Genomic DNA, 16,251 nt, shown 5'->3' with positions numbered 1-16,251 from the left:
GACGTCGACCAGGCCGGCGCCGCCGCGCAGCGCGGCTTCGCCGGCGAGCACGATCGCGCCGCCATGGCCGTGGTCGCCGCCGATGCACAGCACGCGGCCGTTGTGTCCCTTGTGGCTGTCGCGCCGACGCCGGGGCACCAGGTCCGCCAGGTCGGCAGCGACCAGTCGGGTCGCCAGCGGATCAACCCCCGCGAAGTCCACCGCCTCCACCCCCAGGTCGGCCAGGTGGGTCCGCCCCACGCAGTCCAGGGCCGCGCCGGTGGCAAGCCCGGCCTTGGGCGCGAGGAACTCGAGGGTGTCGTCGGCGAGGATCGCCGGTCCCGGCACCGCGCCGGTCGAGGCATCGACGCCACTGGGACAGTCGAGCGCGAGCACGGGACTCGACGCGGCGTTGACCGCGTCGACGAGGCGTGCGGCCTCGCCCTCCAGGGCGCGTGACAAGCCGATCCCGAACAGCGCGTCGACGATCACGTCGGCCACCGGCAATGTGCCATCGAAGGTCTTCACCTCGCCCCCGGCCTCGACGAAACGCGCCGCGGCGTCGCGGGCCAGGTCGCTGCCGAAGGCCTGGCCTGGCAGCAGCAGCACGGTCACCCGGCGGCCCGCGTCCCGGGCCAGGCACGCCAGTTCGTGGCCATCGCCGCCATTGTTGCCCGGCCCGCAGGCCACGACGATGTGCATCGCCTGCGGCCAGCGCGCCAGCAGCAGTTGCCAGCCGGCCTGCCCGGCGCGTCGCATCAGCATGCCGGCATCCCCCAGGCGCCGCGCGGCGTTCGCTTCCAGCGTGCGCAGGGCGGTGACGGAATGGAGCGCGGCATCGTGCATGCGTCGATTTTATACTGGCACCCGCATGACCCCGTCGACTGCCCCCGCCCCGCTCGACCCCGACGCCATCGCGGCGCGCGTACGCGCACTGGCGAAGGACCTCGGCTTCCAGCGCTGCGGCATCTCGGCGATCGAACTGGACGAGGACGAGGCACACCTGCGCAGCTGGCTGGCCGAGGGCCTGTACGGATCGATGGAATGGATGGCCCGCCACGGCGACAAGCGCGCGCGGCCGGCCGAACTGGTCCCGGGCACCGTGCGGGTGATCTCGGTGGGCCTGGACTACGGCCGCAACGATGGCGACGAGGCCTGGGACACCCTGGCCGATGGCGAGCGCGCCTATGTCGCCCGCTATGCGCTGGGGCGCGACTACCACAAGCTCATGCGCCAACGCCTGCAGCGCCTGGCCGACCGCGTCGCCGCGGACATCGGTCCGTTCGGCCACCGGGTCTTCGTCGACTCCGCGCCGGTCCTCGAGCGCGCCCTCGCCCGCAATGCCGGCCTGGGATGGATCGGCAAGCACACCTGCCTGATCGACAAGGACGGCGGCTCGTGGTTCTTCCTCGGCGAGATCTACGTCGACCTGCCCCTGCCGGTCGACCCGCCGGCCAGCGCGCACTGCGGCAGCTGCACGCGCTGCATCGACGTCTGCCCGACCGCCGCGATCATCGCGCCGAACCGGCTCGACGCGCGCCGCTGCATTTCATACCTGACCATCGAGCACGAGGGCGCGATCCCCGAGGCGCTGCGCAAGCCGATCGGCAACCGCATCTTCGGCTGCGACGACTGCCAGCTCGTGTGTCCGTGGAACAAGTTCGCCCGGCGCAGCGACGAGCCCGACTTCCGCGCACGCAACAACCTCGACCGCGCCACCCTGCCGGAACTGTTCGCATGGGACGAAGCCGAGTTCCTGCGCCGCACCGAGGGCTCGGCGATCCGCCGCAGCGGCCACGAACGCTGGCTGCGCAACATCGCCGTGGCGCTGGGCAATGCACCCGGGACGCCGGAGGTCGTGGCGGCGTTGCAGTCTCGACGCGAAGACGCCAGCGCACTGGTGCGCGAGCACGTGGCCTGGGCCCTGGCGCAACACGGCGGCGCCTGAGCGCGGCCGCGAGCGCGACCCTCCCGCTCAGCCCTTGCGCAATTCCGCCAGCAGCGCGCGGGTGACCGGATCCTCGGGCTCGGCCTCGCCCGACAGCGCGGGCAGGAGCCGGCTGGCGAGCTGCTTGCCCAGTTCCACGCCGAACTGGTCGAACGCGTTGATGTCCCAGGCGACCGACTGCAGGTAGACGCTGTGCTCGTACATCGCCAGCAGCGCACCGAGCGCGCGTGGGTCGAGCGAGTCGAGCAGGATCGTCGTCGTCGGCCGGCCACCGGCATAAGCGCGGTGCAGGTCGTCGCTGGCCTGGCCGTTGGCGAACGCCTCGGTCTGCGCCAGCAGGTTGGCGTGCAGCGCCCGGTGGTTCTCGACGTGGGGCGTGTCGCCGCGGACGATACCGATGAAATCGGCGGGAATGATCGACGTGCCCTGGTGCAGGGCCTGGAAGAAGCTGTGCTGGGTGTCGGTGCCCACCCCGCCCCACCACACCGGCACGGTGTCGCCGGCGACCGGCGAGCCGTCGCGGCGCGCCGACTTGCCCAGGCTTTCCATCACCAGTTGCTGCAGGTAGTTCGACAGCAGTTTCAGGCGTTCGTCGTAGGGCAGCACGGCATGCGTGGCGTGGCCCAGGCCGTTGCGGTTCCAGATCGCGGTGGCGGCGTGCCAGGCCGGCAGGTTGCGTTCCAGCGGTGCCTCGATGACGTGCGCGTCCATCTCGGCCGCACCGGCGAGGAAGGCTTCGAAGGCCTCCATGCCGATCGCCAGCGCGATCGGGAAACCGACCGCGGACCACAGCGAATAGCGGCCGCCGACCCAGTCCCACATGGGCAGGATGCGCGCGGGCGGGATGCCGAAGGCTTCGGCCGGCCGCGCGGTGTTGGCCGACACGGCATACAGCCGGCTCGCGGCGGCTTCGCCCATCCATTCGGCGAGCAGGCGCCCGTTGAGCAGGGTTTCCTGCGTGCTGAAGGTCTTGGAGATCAGGATGCCGGCGGTACGCGCCGGGTCGAGGCCGGCCAGCACGCGACGGGCCGCATGGCCATCGACGTTGGACAGGAAGTGCACGCGCGGCCGTGCGCCGACGCCCTGCAGCGCGTCGACCGCCAGGCGCGGCCCCAGGTCGGACCCGCCAATGCCGACGCTGACGATGTCGGTGACGCCGCTGGCCTCCAGCGAGGCGACCAGTTCGCCCATGCGGGCCCGGGCTTCCAGGGCCTGCGCATGCGCCTCGCGCGCCGCCGGCGCCTGCGAGGTATCGCCGCGCAGGGCGGTGTGCAGCACCGCGCGGCCTTCGGTCAGGTTGATCGCCTCGCCGTCGAACTGGGCGCGCAGGCGGCCTGGCGCATCGGCCTCGCGCAGCAGTCCGAACAGGGCCTCCAGCGCGGGTTCGTCGTAGCCCTGGCGGGCGAAGTTGGCGTAGATCGGACCGACCCGCAGGGCCAGGTCGTTGGCGCGCGACGGCGACCGCGCGACCAGGTCGGCGGTGCGGGCGTGCTTGAGGCGCTCGGCGTGGGCGCGGAGGGTGTCGTCAATCCTGTCCGTGGCGGTCATCGATGGCAATGGCGGCCGTCAAGCGGCCTGAGCGGGAATCGACTCGTTGGTATGCGTCAATCGGTTCTCGCGGTCAACGTAGACCAAGGTCGGCTTGTATTCCGCCGCTTCGGCCTCGTCGCACTGCCCGTAGGCGCAGATGATCACCAGGTCGCCCGGCTGGGCCAGGTGCGCGGCGGCGCCGTTCACCGAGATCACGCCGCTGCCCTCTTCGCCGCGGATCGCATAGGTGACGAAGCGGTGGCCGTTGTTGATGTTGAAGATGTGCACCTGCTCGTATTCGCGGATACCCGAGATATCGAGCAGGCGGCCGTCGATCGCGCACGAGCCTTCGTAGTGCAGCTCGGCGTGGGTCACGGATGCGCGGTGGATCTTGGCCTTGAGTACGTTCAGCAGCATGGCGTTCATTCCGTCGCGGGGACGGCAGGTCGACGTGAACTGCGGATTCTAGCAGCCGATGGCGCGGCGCAACATGCCAACGCGGCCGTCGAACCCCCATTCGGGCCCGCATGGGCGCAACACTGCGGTGCAACCGCGCCTTCGCGTCAGCGGGGATTCATGAACCGGACTCGAGGTTGTCGATCAGGCGGGTGCCACCCAGGCGCGCCGCGACCAGGGCCACCCAGGGCTCGCCCCGCCGCGCCGGCCCCGAAAGGTCGGCGCGCTGCAGGACGGCGTAGTCGACGTCGAAACCCTCCCCGGCCAGTCGCGCGGCGGCCATCCGTTCGACGGCCTCGACCCCGTCTCCGGCCTCGAAGGCCATGCGCATCGCCTGCAGGGCGGCGTGGATGGCGGCCGCGCGCGGCCGCTCGGCGGCGGAGAGGTACTGGTTGCGCGAGCTCATCGCCAGGCCGTCGGCCTCGCGCAGGATCGGCGCGGCGACGACCTCGAGCGGGAACGCCAGCTCGCGCACCAGGTAACGGATCACCGCAAGTTGCTGGTAGTCCTTTCGACCGAACACCGCCAGGTCGGGCTGGACCTGGTTGAACAGGCGCGCGACCACGGTCGCCACGCCATCGAAATGCCCCGGGCGGTGCGCCCCCTCCAGCACGGCGGTGACGCCCGGCACGACCAGGCGGACGGTGCCATCGATGCCGAACGGGTACATGGTGTCCACCGAGGGCATCCAGACCGCGTCGCACCCGGCGGCGTCAAGGCCGGCGGCATCGGCGTCGGGCGTGCGCGGGTAGCGCTCGAAATCCTCGCCCGGACCGAACTGGGTGGGATTGACGAAGATGCTGGCGACCACGCGGTCGGCGCGGGCACGCGCGAGCTCGACCAGCGAAAAGTGTCCCGCGTGCAGGTTCCCCATCGTCGGCACCAGGGCGACGCGCAGTCCCTCGCGCTTCCATCCGGCGACGCGCGCGCGCAGCGCGTCGAGTTCGATCAGGGTTTCGAGCATGTCGGGCAACGGCCTTCAGGTGGCAAGGCCTTCATTGTCGCCGATCCCCTCAGGCGTAGGCATGTTCCGCATCGGGGAAGCGCCCTTCGCGGACCGCTTCGGCATACGCCAGCGCCGCCGCCGCGACCGATCCGCCCTCGGCGAGGAAGTCCTTGACGAAGCGCGGGCGGCGATGGCCACTGTCGAGACCGAGCATGTCGTGCAGCACCAGCACCTGGCCGTCGCAGCCCGGGCCGGCGCCGATGCCGATCGTGGGGATGTCGAGGTCGGCGGTGATCGCCGCCGCGACGCCGCTGGGCACGCATTCGAGCACCAGCATCGACGCCCCGGCGGCCTGCACCGCGCGCGCGTCCTCGCGCAACCGGGCGGCCGCGGCTTCGTCGCGTCCCTGCACCTTGTAGCCCCCCAGGCGCAGCACTGATTGCGGCGTCAGGCCCAGGTGGGCGCAGACCGGGATCTCGCGCTCGACGAGATGGCGGATCACCTCCAGCTTGTGGCCGGCGCCCTCGAGCTTGACCATGCCCGCGCCCGCCTGCAGGAAGGCCACCGAGGCCTCGAGCGCGCGCGCCGGGTCGGCGTCCGCGGCGAACGGCAGGTCCGACACCAGCAGCGCGCGCGACAGCCCGCGGGCGACGCAGGCGGTGTGGTAGGCGATGTCGGCGACGGTCACCGGCAGGGTGCTGTCGCGACCCTGCACCACCATGCCGAGCGAGTCGCCGACCAGGACCAGGTCGATGCCCGCCGCGTCGAGCGTGCGCGCGAAGCCCGCGTCGTAGCAGGTCAGCATGGCCAGCTTGCGCCCTTCGCGCTTGGCGGCGGCCAGTCCGGGCACGGTCCAGGGCTTGTCGGCGGGACGATCGTCTTTCGAGGGGGAGGCGTACATGCGCGGTGGCCTGTGGCTGTGTTCGGGAAAAAGTGGCGCGAGGAGACCGCGGCGCTCGAAGGCACCCGCGTCCACCCCGGGGGCTAGCCTATCGCCTCGATGTCGTCGACCGCCATCGTCCGCAGGCAGTCACGCGCCGGTCCGATGCCGGGGATGTCGAGGTCCGGGGCGATCTCGAGCAACGGCAGCAACGCGAAGGCACGTTCGTGCAGGCGCGGGTGCGGGACCTGCAGCCCGGGTGACTCGATGACGGCATCGCCGTAGAGCAGCAGGTCCAGGTCGAGCACGCGCGGTCCCCAGCGCGGCGTGTCGTGGCGACGGTCGCGTCCGGCCTCGCGCTCGATGTCGAGCATCGATTCGAGCAGGCGCCCGGGCGCGAGCGCTGTGTCGAGCGCGGCGACGGCGTTGATGAAATCCGGCTGCTCGACCAGGCCCCAGGCGGGCGTCCGGTACAGGCGCGACACGGCGACGCGGCGCGTGGAGGGCAGCCGATCGAGCGCCGCCAGGCCGGCGCGCACCGCGGCTTCGGCCTCGCCGAGATTGGCCCCGAGGCCCACGTAGGCCCGGATGGTGGCGTCCACCGACCCGGTGCCCGGTCAGGGCTTGCGCCGGCGACGGCGACGGCGGCGACGCGGTTCCTCGTCGGCCTCTTCATCGCGGGACGCCGCGGCCTCCGCCTGCGCGGCGATCACGTTGGCCGGGTCGAGCTGCGCCTCGCGCCAGAACGCGACGTCGGCGGCATGCTCGTCGGAGCCGGCCAGGCGCAGGCTCAGGAAATCGAATGCGGCGCGGAAACGCGGGTGCCCCAGCAGCTTGAACATGCGCTTGCGCTGGCGGCTGCCGAAGCGCGACTGCAGCAGCCAGATCTCCTGCATCGGCAGCGAGAAGCGGCGTGGCAACGCGACGGTGTCGAGCTGGTGCACGGTGACGCGGTCGGCGGCGCGGCGCTGGGCCTCGACGGCATGCATGCCTTGCGACTGCAACTGGTACAGCGCGCGGCAGTACGCCGGCCACAGCAACAGGGCGAACAGGAAGGCCGGCGACACCGGTTCGTCGTTGGCCACGCGCTCGTCGGTGTTGCGGAAGCCGGCCAGGAGCACGTTGCGCAGCGCGCCGCTGCGGTTGGACGCCAGCGCGGCGGCGGTCTCCGGCAGCAGCACCGGCAGCAGCCCGTGCCGCTCCAGGCCCAGGAAGCTTTCCACCGCATGCCCCGAGAGGAACAGCTTCAGGCACTCCTCGAACAGGCGCGCCGGCGCGGAATCGGCGATGAGCGGGGCCAGCCGTCCGATCGGTTCGGCGGTCGCGGCCTCGATCCCGAAGCCCAGCTTGGCCGCCAGGCGCACCGCGCGCAGCATGCGCACCGGGTCCTCGCGGTAACGGGTTTCCGGGTCGCCGATCAATCGCATCAGCCGATTGGCGACGTCGTCGTAGCCACCGGTGTAATCACGGACCGAGAAGTCCTCGATCGAGTAGTACAGGGCGTTCGCGGTGAAGTCGCGGCGGATCGCGTCTTCCTCGATGCTGCCGTACACATTGTCGCGCACCAGGCGACCGCCCTCGACCTCGCGGTCGCCGCTGCCGTCGTCGGTATTGGCGCGGAAGGTCGCCACTTCGATGATCTCGCGGCCGAACACCACGTGCGCGAGGCGGAAGCGGCGACCGATCAGTCGGCAGTTGCGGAACAACTGCTTGACCTGTTCGGGCGTGGCGTCGGTGGCGACGTCGAAGTCCTTCGGATGCCCGCCCACCAGCAGGTCGCGCACGGCGCCACCGACCAGATAGCCCGCGAAGCCGGCGTCCCGGAGGCGGTACAGCACGCGCAACGCACTGGAACTGATGTCCTTGCGCGAGACGCAATGCTGGTCGCGGGGGATGATCCGGAGGCTGGGCTCCGGCGCGAGATTGGCGGTGTCTTGATCGGGTGGCATTCGGGCGGACTTTGCCGCAGCTCAACGAAATGTGAAAGGGCGGTGGGAAATCGTTGCCAAAGGCGACGACAGCCGCCTATACTAGCAGGCCGCAGACAGTCCTGACGGATTGCCGCGGAACACTGCTCCCTTCGTCTAGAGGCCTAGGACACGACCCTCTCACGGTTGGAACAGGGGTTCGAATCCCCTAGGGAGTACCAGATACCGGAAGGCCCGCGCAGCAATGCGCGGGCCTTTCTGGTTTCCGGGCCCCGCGTGGCGGGCGCTGGGCTTCGCCCGCGCCGCCCGATAAAATGCCCCGGCCCAGCCAAGGAACCCGCCATGCCCTTCGTCGTCACCGAAAACTGCATCAAGTGCAAGTACACCGACTGCGTCGAGGTGTGCCCGGTCGACTGCTTCCACGAGGGGCCCAATTTCCTGGTGATCGATCCCGACGAGTGCATCGACTGCACGCTGTGCGAGCCCGAATGCCCGATCAACGCGATCTACCCCGAGGACGACGTCCCCGCCGGGCAGGAAGGCTTCGTCTCGCTCAACGCCGAACTGTCCCGCGCGTGGCCGGTCATCACCACGCGCAAGGAGCCGCTACCCGACGCCAAGGACTGGGAAGGCAAGCTCGACAAGCTGCCCCTGCTCGAGCGCTGAGCGCCTCGCGGGCACTGGAAAAGCAAGGGCGCCCTCGGGCGCCCTTCGTCGTTGGACCGCCGGGGGGGCGGCTTACTGGCCGCCGAGCGCGGCCTGCAGCATGCCGACCAGTTCCGTCGGGCCCTCGCCGGATGCCGGCACGCCGCGCGGGTCGACCGCCGATACGTACGCACCGCCTTCGATCTCGCTGACGCGGACGAGGAAGTTGCTGCCCTTGTACTCGACGTCGTAGGCGCCCAGCAGCTGGGCGCGACTGGCGATGCGTACCCCGTCGATGGCTTCCAGCGCCGCACCGACGTTGCCGAACACCTCGTCGCGCGTGCCCGTGGCGTTGAAACCCAGTGCAGCCGGACCCGGCGCCCGCTTGGCGGCGGCCACCGCGCTGGCGGTCGCGCTGCCTTCGACCGGCGCCGCGTTCTCGTCGGGCAGCGGCGGCGGCACTTCCAGCGGGCGCAATGCGGGATCGCCGGAATACAGGTCGCTGGACCGGCGAAGCCAGCTGCAGCCGGCCGTGGCCACGAGGGCGGCCATCAGGACGCTGGCCAGCACGGCGCGGGAAATGCTCAGGGGTGGGGACATCGGATTCTCCAGTGTTCGGGGTGGGTGGCGGCGGTTCAGGCCGCGACCGGCTTTTCGCACTCGGCCTCGATCCCGCGGATCGAAACCGACATGGCCATGGCGGCATCCTGGTGCCGGGCCGGGAGCACCTGCAGGGGCAGGCGCAGTTCGTGGCCGACGCCCTGCAGGGCGAGCAGCGCCTTGACCGGGATCGGGTTGGACTCTACCCCAAGGAACTCGTAGGCGGCCTGAAGGCGTGCATCCCAGGCCGTGGCGTCGTCACGACGACCGGCCAGGGCGAGGTCGCAGAGCCGGCGGAAAGCCGCCGGCAGCACGTTGGATGCGACCGAGACCACGCCCCGCGCGCCCGCCAGCATGGCCCTGCAGGCCGTGGGATCGTCGCCGCTGAGGACGGCGAAGCCGGCGTCCTGCAACTCCAGCAGGGCCTGCATCCGCCCGGGCTCGGCCCGGGCCTCCTTGATCGCGACGATGCGCGGGTGCCCGGCCAACTCCGCCACCGTCTCCGGCAGCATGTCGCAACCGGTCCGCCCGGGCACGTTGTAGAGCACGAGCGGCAGGTCGCCGTCGTCCGCGATCGCCCGGTAATGCGCGACCAGGCCCGCCTGGGTCGGCCGCACGTAGGGCGGCGTCACCACCAGGGCGGCATCGGCGCCGAGCGCGGCGGCGCGGCGCGTCTGCTCGATCGTCTTGGAGGTGTTGGACTGTCCCGTACCGACCAGCACCGGCACCTTGCCGGCGACGAACTCGACCGCGCTGCGCAGCAACAGGTCGAACTCCGCGTCGTACAGGGCCGCCGCCTCGCCGGTGGAGCCGGCGACCACGATGCCCTGGGTACCCGAATCGAGTTGCTGGGCCAGAAGGCGTCGCCAGGCGTCGATGTCGATTTCGCGGGCGACGTCGAACGGCGTCGCCAGCGCAGTGATGCTGCCGGAAAGTTGCAAGGTGCGGACCTGTGTCGGATGGGCGCCGGGTGGCGCCCGGGAAGTCTTGGGGGCGGCGCGGGAGGCGCGCCGGTATGTGCCGATGTTACTTGCGGCGCAAAAGCGCGGGCAAGTATGCTGGCCGAAACCGGTCGGGCCCGGTACACGCCTCGATGGAAGGCACCATGGCCCGGCCCGGCCGCCACTCGCTCCACCCCGTTCATTTCCCCACAGGCGCCGTCTTGACCGATCCCGCTTCCCGACCGTCGCCCCACGAGAACCACCTCCTGATCAACGCCTACACGACGCATCCGGAATCCCCGCTGCTGTCGGTGTCGCGGCGGATCAGCGACAGTGGCTGCAACCTCGTCGATGCCCGCCTCTCCACCGTCGGTCGCGACGTCTCGGTCACGGCCCTGGCGGTCGGCTCCTGGGACGCGGTGGCCAAGCTCGAGGCCATGCTGACCCGCCTGGAGCGCGAGGAAGGCCTGAAGCTGATCTGGTACCGCACCGGGGCCAAGCAGGCGCAGTCGAACCTGCTGCCCTACATCGTCGAGGTGGTGGCCGCCGACAAGCCCGGCATCCTGTTCCAGCTGGCGGACTTCTTCGACCGCCAGGGGATCACCATCGAAAGCCTGCACTGTTCGCGCTATCGTGCCATGCAGACGGGTGCGGACATGTTCTCCGCGCAGGTCACCGTCGGGGTGCCGTCGAACATGCACATCGCGGCGCTGAGGGACGATTTCCTGGAGTTCTGCGACCACCTCAACCTCGACGCCATCATGGACCCGATGAAGTTCTGAACAGCCCGATGACCCAGACCGCCGAAGAAGGCAGGAAACTGCCCGCCAAGACCCTGAAGCTGCCGCTGGCGCTGTCCGGCGGCGGGACCACCACCCTGGGGGACCACGCCGGGGAATGGCTGGTGCTCTATTTCTATCCCAAGGACAGCACCCCGGGCTGCACCACCGAAGGCCTCGACTTCAACGCCCTGTTGCCGGAGTTCAAGCGCCTGGGCGCCACGGTCATGGGCGTGTCGCGCGACTCGGTGCGCTCGCACGACAACTTCGTCGCCAAGCAGGGCTTCGATTTCCCGCTGGTGAGCGACGCCGACGAAGCCCTCTGCCAGGCCTTCGACGTGATCAGGGAAAAGAACATGTACGGCCGCAAGGTCCTGGGCATCGAGCGCAGCACCTTCCTGGTCGACCCCAAGGGGGTCGTCGCGCATGCATGGCGGAAGGTGAAGGTCGCCGGCCATGCGCAGGCCGTCCTCGACGCACTGAAGGCTGCATCCACGCAGTGACCCACGCCGCCCTCCACGGTTTCCGCCGTCCCGCCACGCGGGCCACGGCGGCTTTGCCGTGCCCGATGGCGCACCCGTTGCACCCCCTACCCCGCCGCAGAACCAGGAAGTCCGCATGACGCGAAGCAAGCGTATCTACGTGCTCGACACCAATGTCCTGATGCACGACCCCACCGCGCTGTTCAAGTTCGAGGAACACGACGTATTCCTGCCGATGCAGGTCATCGAAGAGCTGGACAACGGCAAGAAGGGCACCTCGGAGGCGAGCCGCAACGCCCGCCAGGTCAGCCGTTTCCTCAATGAACTGATCGAGACCCAGGGGGGGCGCGACGGCAGCATCCACGAGGGCATCACCCTCGCCCACCCGCAGGGCCTGCAGCTGCGCAGCGCGCAGAGCAGCGGGCGGCTGCTGTTCCAGACCGACAACTTCGATGCCGGCAAGCGCTTCGGCGCGGTGGTGCCCGACAACGCGATCCTGGGCGCGATCCTCGCGCTGAAGGAAGCCGAGCCCGACACCCCGGTGGTGTTCGTCTCCAAGGACATCAACCTGCGCATCAAGGCGTCGATCGCCGGCATCGCCTCGGAGGACTACGAGAACGACCGCGCGCTGGACGACTTCAGCCTGCTGTACTCCGGCGCCACTGCCTTGCCGGAGGACTTCTGGCAGAAGTACGGCAAGGAGCTCAGGTCCTGGACCGACAAGGGCCGCACCTACTACGAGATCGCCCGCGGCGAGGACGAGGAGTGGTACCCCAACCAGTTCCTGTACCTGCCCGGCGACGACGAATCGGAGATGAAGGTCGCACGCGTGGAGGCCGACAAGGTCGTCCTGCAGATCGTCGACGACTACCGCCACAGCCAGCACGCGGTCTGGGGCATCCTCGCGCGCAACCGCGAGCAGAATTTCGCCCTCAACGCCCTGATGGACCCCGACATCGACTTCGTCACCCTGCTCGGCACCGCCGGCACCGGCAAGACCCTGCTGGCGCTGGCCGCGGGCCTGGCGCAGACGATGGACCAGCAGCGCTACCGCGAGATCATCATGACCCGCGCGACCGTCAGCGTCGGCGAGGACATCGGCTTCCTGCCGGGAACCGAGGAGGAGAAGATGACGCCCTGGATGGGGGCGCTCACCGACAACCTCGAAGTGCTGACCCACAACCAGGAAGGCGGCAGCTGGGGTCGCGCGGCCACCAACGACCTGCTCGCCAGCCGGATCAAGATCCGCTCGATGAACTTCATGCGCGGTCGCACGTTCCTGAGCCGCTGGCTGATCCTGGACGAGGCGCAGAACCTCACCCCCAAGCAGATGAAGACGCTCATCACCCGCGCCGGCCCCGGGACCAAGATCGTCTGCCTGGGCAACGTCGAGCAGATCGACACGCCCTACCTGACCGAGACCACCTCCGGCCTCACCTACGCGGTGGACCGCTTCAAGAACTGGGAACACAGCGCGAGCGTCACCTTGCGGCGCGGCGAGCGCTCGCGCTTGGCCGACCACGCCTCCGAAGTGCTGTGACCGACCACGGGATGCCGGCGGCCAGGGCCGGGCGACGATGATCGCCCGGCTCCCGGCATGGGCCTGGCTGGGGGCCGGCGGGCTCGCCGTGGTCGCCGGCCAGGTGAACGTCGTCGGCTATCTCGGTTTCGAACACCTGGCCCTCAGCCACCTCACCGGGACCACCAGCCTGCTGGGCGCGGCCCTCGCAGGTGGCGACGGCCGCGCCAGCGCGCACCTGCTGGCGATGATCGCCGCCTTCGTGGTGGGCGCGGTCCTGAGCGGGATCCTGGTCCAGGACAGCGCGCTGCGGCTCGGCTGCCGCTACGGCGTGGCCCTGCTGGTCGAGGCCGCCCTGCTGGCCTTCGCGGTCCCGCTCCTGCAGCGGCACGCGATTGCCGGCGCGGCACTGGCGGCGATGGCATGCGGGCTGCAGAACGCGATGACCGCCACCTACTCGGGCACACTCGTGCGGACCTCGCATTTGACCGGCATGTTCACCGACCTGGGCGTGTTCCTCGGCCATCGCCTGCGCGGCCTGCCCGCCGAGCCGCGTCGCCTGTGGCTGTGCCTGGTCATCATCGCGGGCTTCCTGGCCGGGGGCGTGTCCGGCGCCCTGCTCCATGTGCACCTCGGGTTCGCGACCCTTTACCTGCCGGCGGCCGCGACCGGCGCCGCCGGTGCGGGCTACATCGCCTATCGCATGCTGCCGCTTCGCACGGGCAAAATGCCCCCATGAAATCCGACTCGCGACCGCCCAGCGCGCTGACCATCGCAGGCTCCGACTCCGGCGGCGGCGCCGGGATCCAGGCCGACCTCAAGACCTTCGCCGCCCACGGCGTGCACGGTTTGAGCGCGATCGCCGCCCTCACCGCCCAGCACACGCGCGGCGTGACCGCGGTGGAAGTACCGCCCACCGCGTTCCTGGCGGCGCAGATCGACGCCTGCTTCGAGGACTTCCGCATCGAAGCGGTCAAGCTCGGCATGCTGGCGACTGCCGGCGTGATCGAAACCGTGGCCGGCGCGCTCGACGCCCGGGGCGGCACGAGGCTGGTGCTCGACCCGGTGATGATCGCGACCTCCGGCGCGAAGCTGCTGGCCGACGATGCGCTGGCCGCGCTCAGGCAGCGCCTGCTGCCCGGTTGCCAGGTGCTGACGCCGAACCTGCCGGAGGCCGAGCTGCTGCTGGGCTGGCGCATCCCGTCGCTGGAGGCCATGCACGATGCCTGCGCCGCCCTGCGCGCGATGGGCGCCGAGGCGGTGCTGCTGAAGGGCGGCCACCTGGAGGACGGCGGTGCGCGGGTGGTCGACCTGTTCGCTGACGCATCCGGCGTCCGTGCCTTCGAGCATCCGCGCCTGGACGTCGACGCCCACGGCACCGGATGCACGCTCGCCTCCGCGATCGCGGCCCGGCTCGCGCTCGGGCTCGAGACGGGTGAAGCCTGCGCACGCGCGACCGACTACGTGCACCGCGCACTGCTGGGGGGCTATCGACCCGGGCGCGGTGATGTCATGGTGCTCGACCATTTCGGCGCCGCTCCGTGACGAGCCCTGATCCCCACCCGCCTGCGGCCCACGCGCCGCCGCTGTCGCTGCACCTGCGCTGCAAGGTCGAGGGCGGCCATGCCTGGCATGTCATGGGCCGGCTGCCGGCGCGCCCGCGGGCCTCGCTGCTCTGGCTGCCCGCGCTGGGCGTCGCGGCGCGGCACTACCTGCCGCTCGCCGATGCGCTCGCCGGGCATGGCATCGCGACCTTCCTGCACGAGTGGCGCGGGCACGGCAGCAGCACGCTGCGCGCGGGTCGGCGCCACGACTGGGGCTACAAGGCCCTGCTCGAGGACGACATCCCGGCGAGCGAGGCCGCGGTCGCGCGCAGCGCGCCGGGCCTGCCGCGCATCATCGGCGGACACAGCATCGGCGGCCAGCTCGCGAGCTGCCGCCTTGGCCTGTCGCCCGCCGCCGCAGACGCGCTGTGGCTGGTGGCCAGCGGCGCGCCCTACTGGCGCGCGTTCCCGACGCCGCGGCGCTGGGCGTTGCCTCTGGCCTATCGCTTCATGCCCTGGCTTGCGAAGATCAATGGCCACTTCCCCGGAAAGCGCCTGCGTTTCGCCGGCAACGAGGCCCGCGGCCTGATCGAGGACTGGGGAAGGACGGCGATCAGCGGGCGCTATGCGGCCCGTGGGGTCGACGTCGACCTGGAAGCCGCGCTCGCCCGCACCGGCACCGGCATCCGCGCCGCGCTCATGGTCGATGACTGGCTGGCCCCGCGCAGCTCCCTGGACTTCCTGCTGTCGAAGATGCCCCGGGCCGAAGCGGACGTGCGGACGTTCGACGCCGACCACCTGGGCACCGAGGCGGATCATTTCGCGTGGATGAAGCAACCCGCCGCCGTCGCCTCCTGGTTGGCTGCCGGTCCGCGCGCCAGCGGCCCGCCGGCGGGCGGAGCGCCCGGCGCCTAGGCCGCGTCGCGCTCGGCATAGCCCATGGGATTCATCGACTGCCAGCGCCAGGCGTCGCGGCACATCGCGTCCACGTCGAGCTCGGCGCGCCAGCCCAGGAGGCGGTTCGCCAGCGCCGGGTCGGCATACACCTCGGCGACGTCGCCGGCCCGGCGAGCCACGATGTCGTACGGGATGCTGCGTCCGGAGGCACGCTCGAACGCCTTCACCAGTTCGATCACGCTGACGCCACGTCCAGTGCCGAGATTGACGGTCAGGCTGCGTCGCTCGCGCTGCAGGTAATCCAGTGCATCCGCGTGGGCCCGGGCGAGGTCGACCACGTGGATGTAGTCGCGGACGCCGGTGCCGTCCACGGTCGGGTAGTCGCCACCGAACACGCTCAGGCGTTCGCGCCGGCCCACGGCGACCTGGCACACGTAGGGCATGAGGTTGTTGGGGGTGTCGCTGGGATCCTCGCCGATGGTGCCCGAGGGATGCGCGCCGACCGGATTGAAGTAGCGGAGGTTGGCGACGTGGAATCCTGCATCGCTGGCGCACACGTCACCGAGCAGTTGCTCGACCACGAGCTTGGTGCGGCCGTAGGGGTTGGTGACGTTGAGCGTGGCATCTTCCTTCACCGGCACCGACTCGGGAGCGCCGTAGACGGTGGCCGATGAGCTGAAGACGAGCCTGCGCACGTCGGCGTCCTTCATGGCCCGCAACAGCCCGAGCGTCCCGCTGATGTTGTTGTCGAAGTAGTCCAGGGGCTTCTCGCACGACTCGCCGACCGCCTTCAATGCAGCAAAGTGGACCACCGCGTCGAAACGGTGTTCGGCGAACAGTTTCCCCAGCCCCGCGGCATCCCGCAGGTCGAGTTCGGCGTGGACTGCCGCGCGCCCGGTCAGCGCCTCAAGGCGCGGCAGGACCGCCGGCGACGAATTGCTGAAGTTGTCGACGATCACCACGTCGTGGCCGCGTTCGGCCAGGACGACACAGGTATGGGCGCCGATATAGCCGGCTCCGCCGGTGACGAGAATCCGCATCAATCATTTCTCCGGGTCGATGGATCGCAAGTCCATCAACGCAAAAGCGCGTCGTGGCCGGAAAGGATAACCGCTTGCGCGGTTTGCCGGTTCTCGCGCCGTTCCGCGTTCATCTGTAGCGAACAGGCGGGGAACCG

General features: G+C 70.5%; 18 protein-coding genes and 1 tRNA gene. 9 read left to right on the top strand and 10 right to left on the bottom strand.

Features of this window, described 5'->3' with window-relative positions; all coding sequences use genetic code 11:
* Positions 1–825: NAD(P)H-hydrate epimerase (locus FKV25_RS12890; protein WP_141519206.1), on the bottom strand; the 825-nt coding region annotated here is incomplete at its 3' end.
* A gap of 25 nt (positions 826–850) precedes the next feature.
* On the opposite strand from FKV25_RS12890, the gene queG reads away from it, so the two are divergent.
* Positions 851–1,927 carry a tRNA epoxyqueuosine(34) reductase QueG gene (queG, locus tag FKV25_RS12885; protein ID WP_141519205.1) on the top strand — a complete coding sequence of 359 codons (1,077 nt, stop codon included), beginning with the start codon at positions 851–853 and terminating at the stop codon, positions 1,925–1,927.
* 27 nt (positions 1,928–1,954) lie between these two features.
* On the opposite strand, the gene pgi is transcribed toward queG, so the two are convergent.
* From pgi to pcnB, 6 genes are all read right to left on the bottom strand, one after another.
* Complete coding sequence (pgi, locus tag FKV25_RS12880; RefSeq protein ID WP_141519204.1) at positions 1,955–3,475, bottom strand: glucose-6-phosphate isomerase; 1,521 nt, start codon at positions 3,473–3,475, stop codon at positions 1,955–1,957.
* Between the two features lie 18 nt (positions 3,476–3,493).
* Positions 3,494–3,874, bottom strand: coding sequence for an aspartate 1-decarboxylase (panD, locus tag FKV25_RS12875; RefSeq protein ID WP_141519203.1), 381 nt, complete (start codon positions 3,872–3,874; stop codon positions 3,494–3,496).
* Positions 3,875–4,031: 157 nt separating this feature from the next.
* Positions 4,032–4,877 (bottom strand): pantoate--beta-alanine ligase, encoded by an 846-nt coding sequence (panC, locus tag FKV25_RS12870; RefSeq protein ID WP_141519202.1) that lies wholly within the window; start codon positions 4,875–4,877, stop codon positions 4,032–4,034.
* Between the two features lie 49 nt (positions 4,878–4,926).
* Complete coding sequence (panB, locus tag FKV25_RS12865) at positions 4,927–5,760, bottom strand: 3-methyl-2-oxobutanoate hydroxymethyltransferase (protein ID WP_141519201.1); 834 nt, start codon at positions 5,758–5,760, stop codon at positions 4,927–4,929.
* A gap of 83 nt (positions 5,761–5,843) precedes the next feature.
* Complete coding sequence (gene folK / locus FKV25_RS12860; protein WP_141519200.1) at positions 5,844–6,341, bottom strand: 2-amino-4-hydroxy-6-hydroxymethyldihydropteridine diphosphokinase; 498 nt, start codon at positions 6,339–6,341, stop codon at positions 5,844–5,846.
* Positions 6,342–6,356: 15 nt separating this feature from the next.
* Positions 6,357–7,688 carry a polynucleotide adenylyltransferase PcnB gene (gene pcnB / locus FKV25_RS12855; protein ID WP_141519199.1) on the bottom strand — a complete coding sequence of 444 codons (1,332 nt, stop codon included), beginning with the start codon at positions 7,686–7,688 and terminating at the stop codon, positions 6,357–6,359.
* Between the two features lie 124 nt (positions 7,689–7,812).
* Between pcnB and FKV25_RS12850 the strand changes: the two genes are divergently transcribed.
* Positions 7,813–7,888: transfer RNA gene (locus FKV25_RS12850), tRNA-Glu, on the top strand.
* A 121-nt stretch (positions 7,889–8,009) separates the two neighbouring features.
* Positions 8,010–8,333: a ferredoxin FdxA gene (fdxA, locus tag FKV25_RS12845; RefSeq protein ID WP_141519198.1), complete on the top strand. Its 324-nt coding sequence runs from the start codon at positions 8,010–8,012 to the stop codon at positions 8,331–8,333.
* A 72-nt stretch (positions 8,334–8,405) separates the two neighbouring features.
* Here the strand turns inward: fdxA and FKV25_RS12840 are convergent, their stop codons facing one another.
* Both FKV25_RS12840 and dapA read right to left on the bottom strand, forming a co-directional pair.
* On the bottom strand, positions 8,406–8,912 hold the full coding sequence (locus FKV25_RS12840; RefSeq protein WP_141519197.1) for a hypothetical protein: 507 nt from the start codon (positions 8,910–8,912) through the stop codon (positions 8,406–8,408).
* 35 nt (positions 8,913–8,947) lie between these two features.
* The gene (gene dapA, locus FKV25_RS12835; RefSeq protein ID WP_141519196.1) at positions 8,948–9,853 is read right to left on the bottom strand and encodes a 4-hydroxy-tetrahydrodipicolinate synthase; all 906 of its coding nucleotides are present in this window, start codon (positions 9,851–9,853) and stop codon (positions 8,948–8,950) included.
* A gap of 164 nt (positions 9,854–10,017) precedes the next feature.
* Between dapA and FKV25_RS12830 the strand changes: the two genes are divergently transcribed.
* The 6 genes from FKV25_RS12830 (at position 10,018) to FKV25_RS12805 (ending at position 15,092) form a co-directional block, all read left to right on the top strand.
* Complete coding sequence (locus FKV25_RS12830) at positions 10,018–10,635, top strand: glycine cleavage system transcriptional repressor (protein ID WP_425462630.1); 618 nt, start codon at positions 10,018–10,020, stop codon at positions 10,633–10,635.
* Between the two features lie 8 nt (positions 10,636–10,643).
* Positions 10,644–11,135 (top strand): peroxiredoxin, encoded by a 492-nt coding sequence (locus FKV25_RS12825; protein ID WP_141519194.1) that lies wholly within the window; start codon positions 10,644–10,646, stop codon positions 11,133–11,135.
* Positions 11,136–11,250: 115 nt separating this feature from the next.
* On the top strand, positions 11,251–12,654 hold the full coding sequence (locus FKV25_RS12820; protein ID WP_141519193.1) for a PhoH family protein: 1,404 nt from the start codon (positions 11,251–11,253) through the stop codon (positions 12,652–12,654).
* Positions 12,655–12,691: 37 nt separating this feature from the next.
* Positions 12,692–13,372, top strand: a complete 681-nt coding sequence (locus tag FKV25_RS12815) for a YoaK family protein (RefSeq protein WP_141519192.1) — start codon at positions 12,692–12,694, stop codon at positions 13,370–13,372.
* Positions 13,369–14,178 (top strand): bifunctional hydroxymethylpyrimidine kinase/phosphomethylpyrimidine kinase, encoded by an 810-nt coding sequence (gene thiD / locus FKV25_RS12810; protein ID WP_141519191.1) that lies wholly within the window; start codon positions 13,369–13,371, stop codon positions 14,176–14,178. The genes FKV25_RS12815 and thiD overlap by 4 nt, the downstream gene beginning before the upstream one ends.
* Positions 14,175–15,092: an alpha/beta hydrolase family protein gene (locus FKV25_RS12805; RefSeq protein WP_246072087.1), complete on the top strand. Its 918-nt coding sequence runs from the start codon at positions 14,175–14,177 to the stop codon at positions 15,090–15,092. The genes thiD and FKV25_RS12805 overlap by 4 nt, the downstream gene beginning before the upstream one ends.
* Here FKV25_RS12805 and galE read toward each other — a convergent pair.
* On the bottom strand, positions 15,089–16,114 hold the full coding sequence (gene galE / locus FKV25_RS12800; RefSeq protein WP_141519190.1) for a UDP-glucose 4-epimerase GalE: 1,026 nt from the start codon (positions 16,112–16,114) through the stop codon (positions 15,089–15,091). The genes FKV25_RS12805 and galE overlap by 4 nt on opposite strands.
* Positions 16,115–16,251: the final 137 nt, after the last annotated feature.

Origin of the sequence: Marilutibacter aestuarii, assembly GCF_006546775.1 — a bacterium.
GTDB lineage: Bacteria > Pseudomonadota > Gammaproteobacteria > Xanthomonadales > Xanthomonadaceae > Marilutibacter > Marilutibacter aestuarii.
This window is presented reverse-complemented; position numbering and strand designations above follow the sequence as displayed.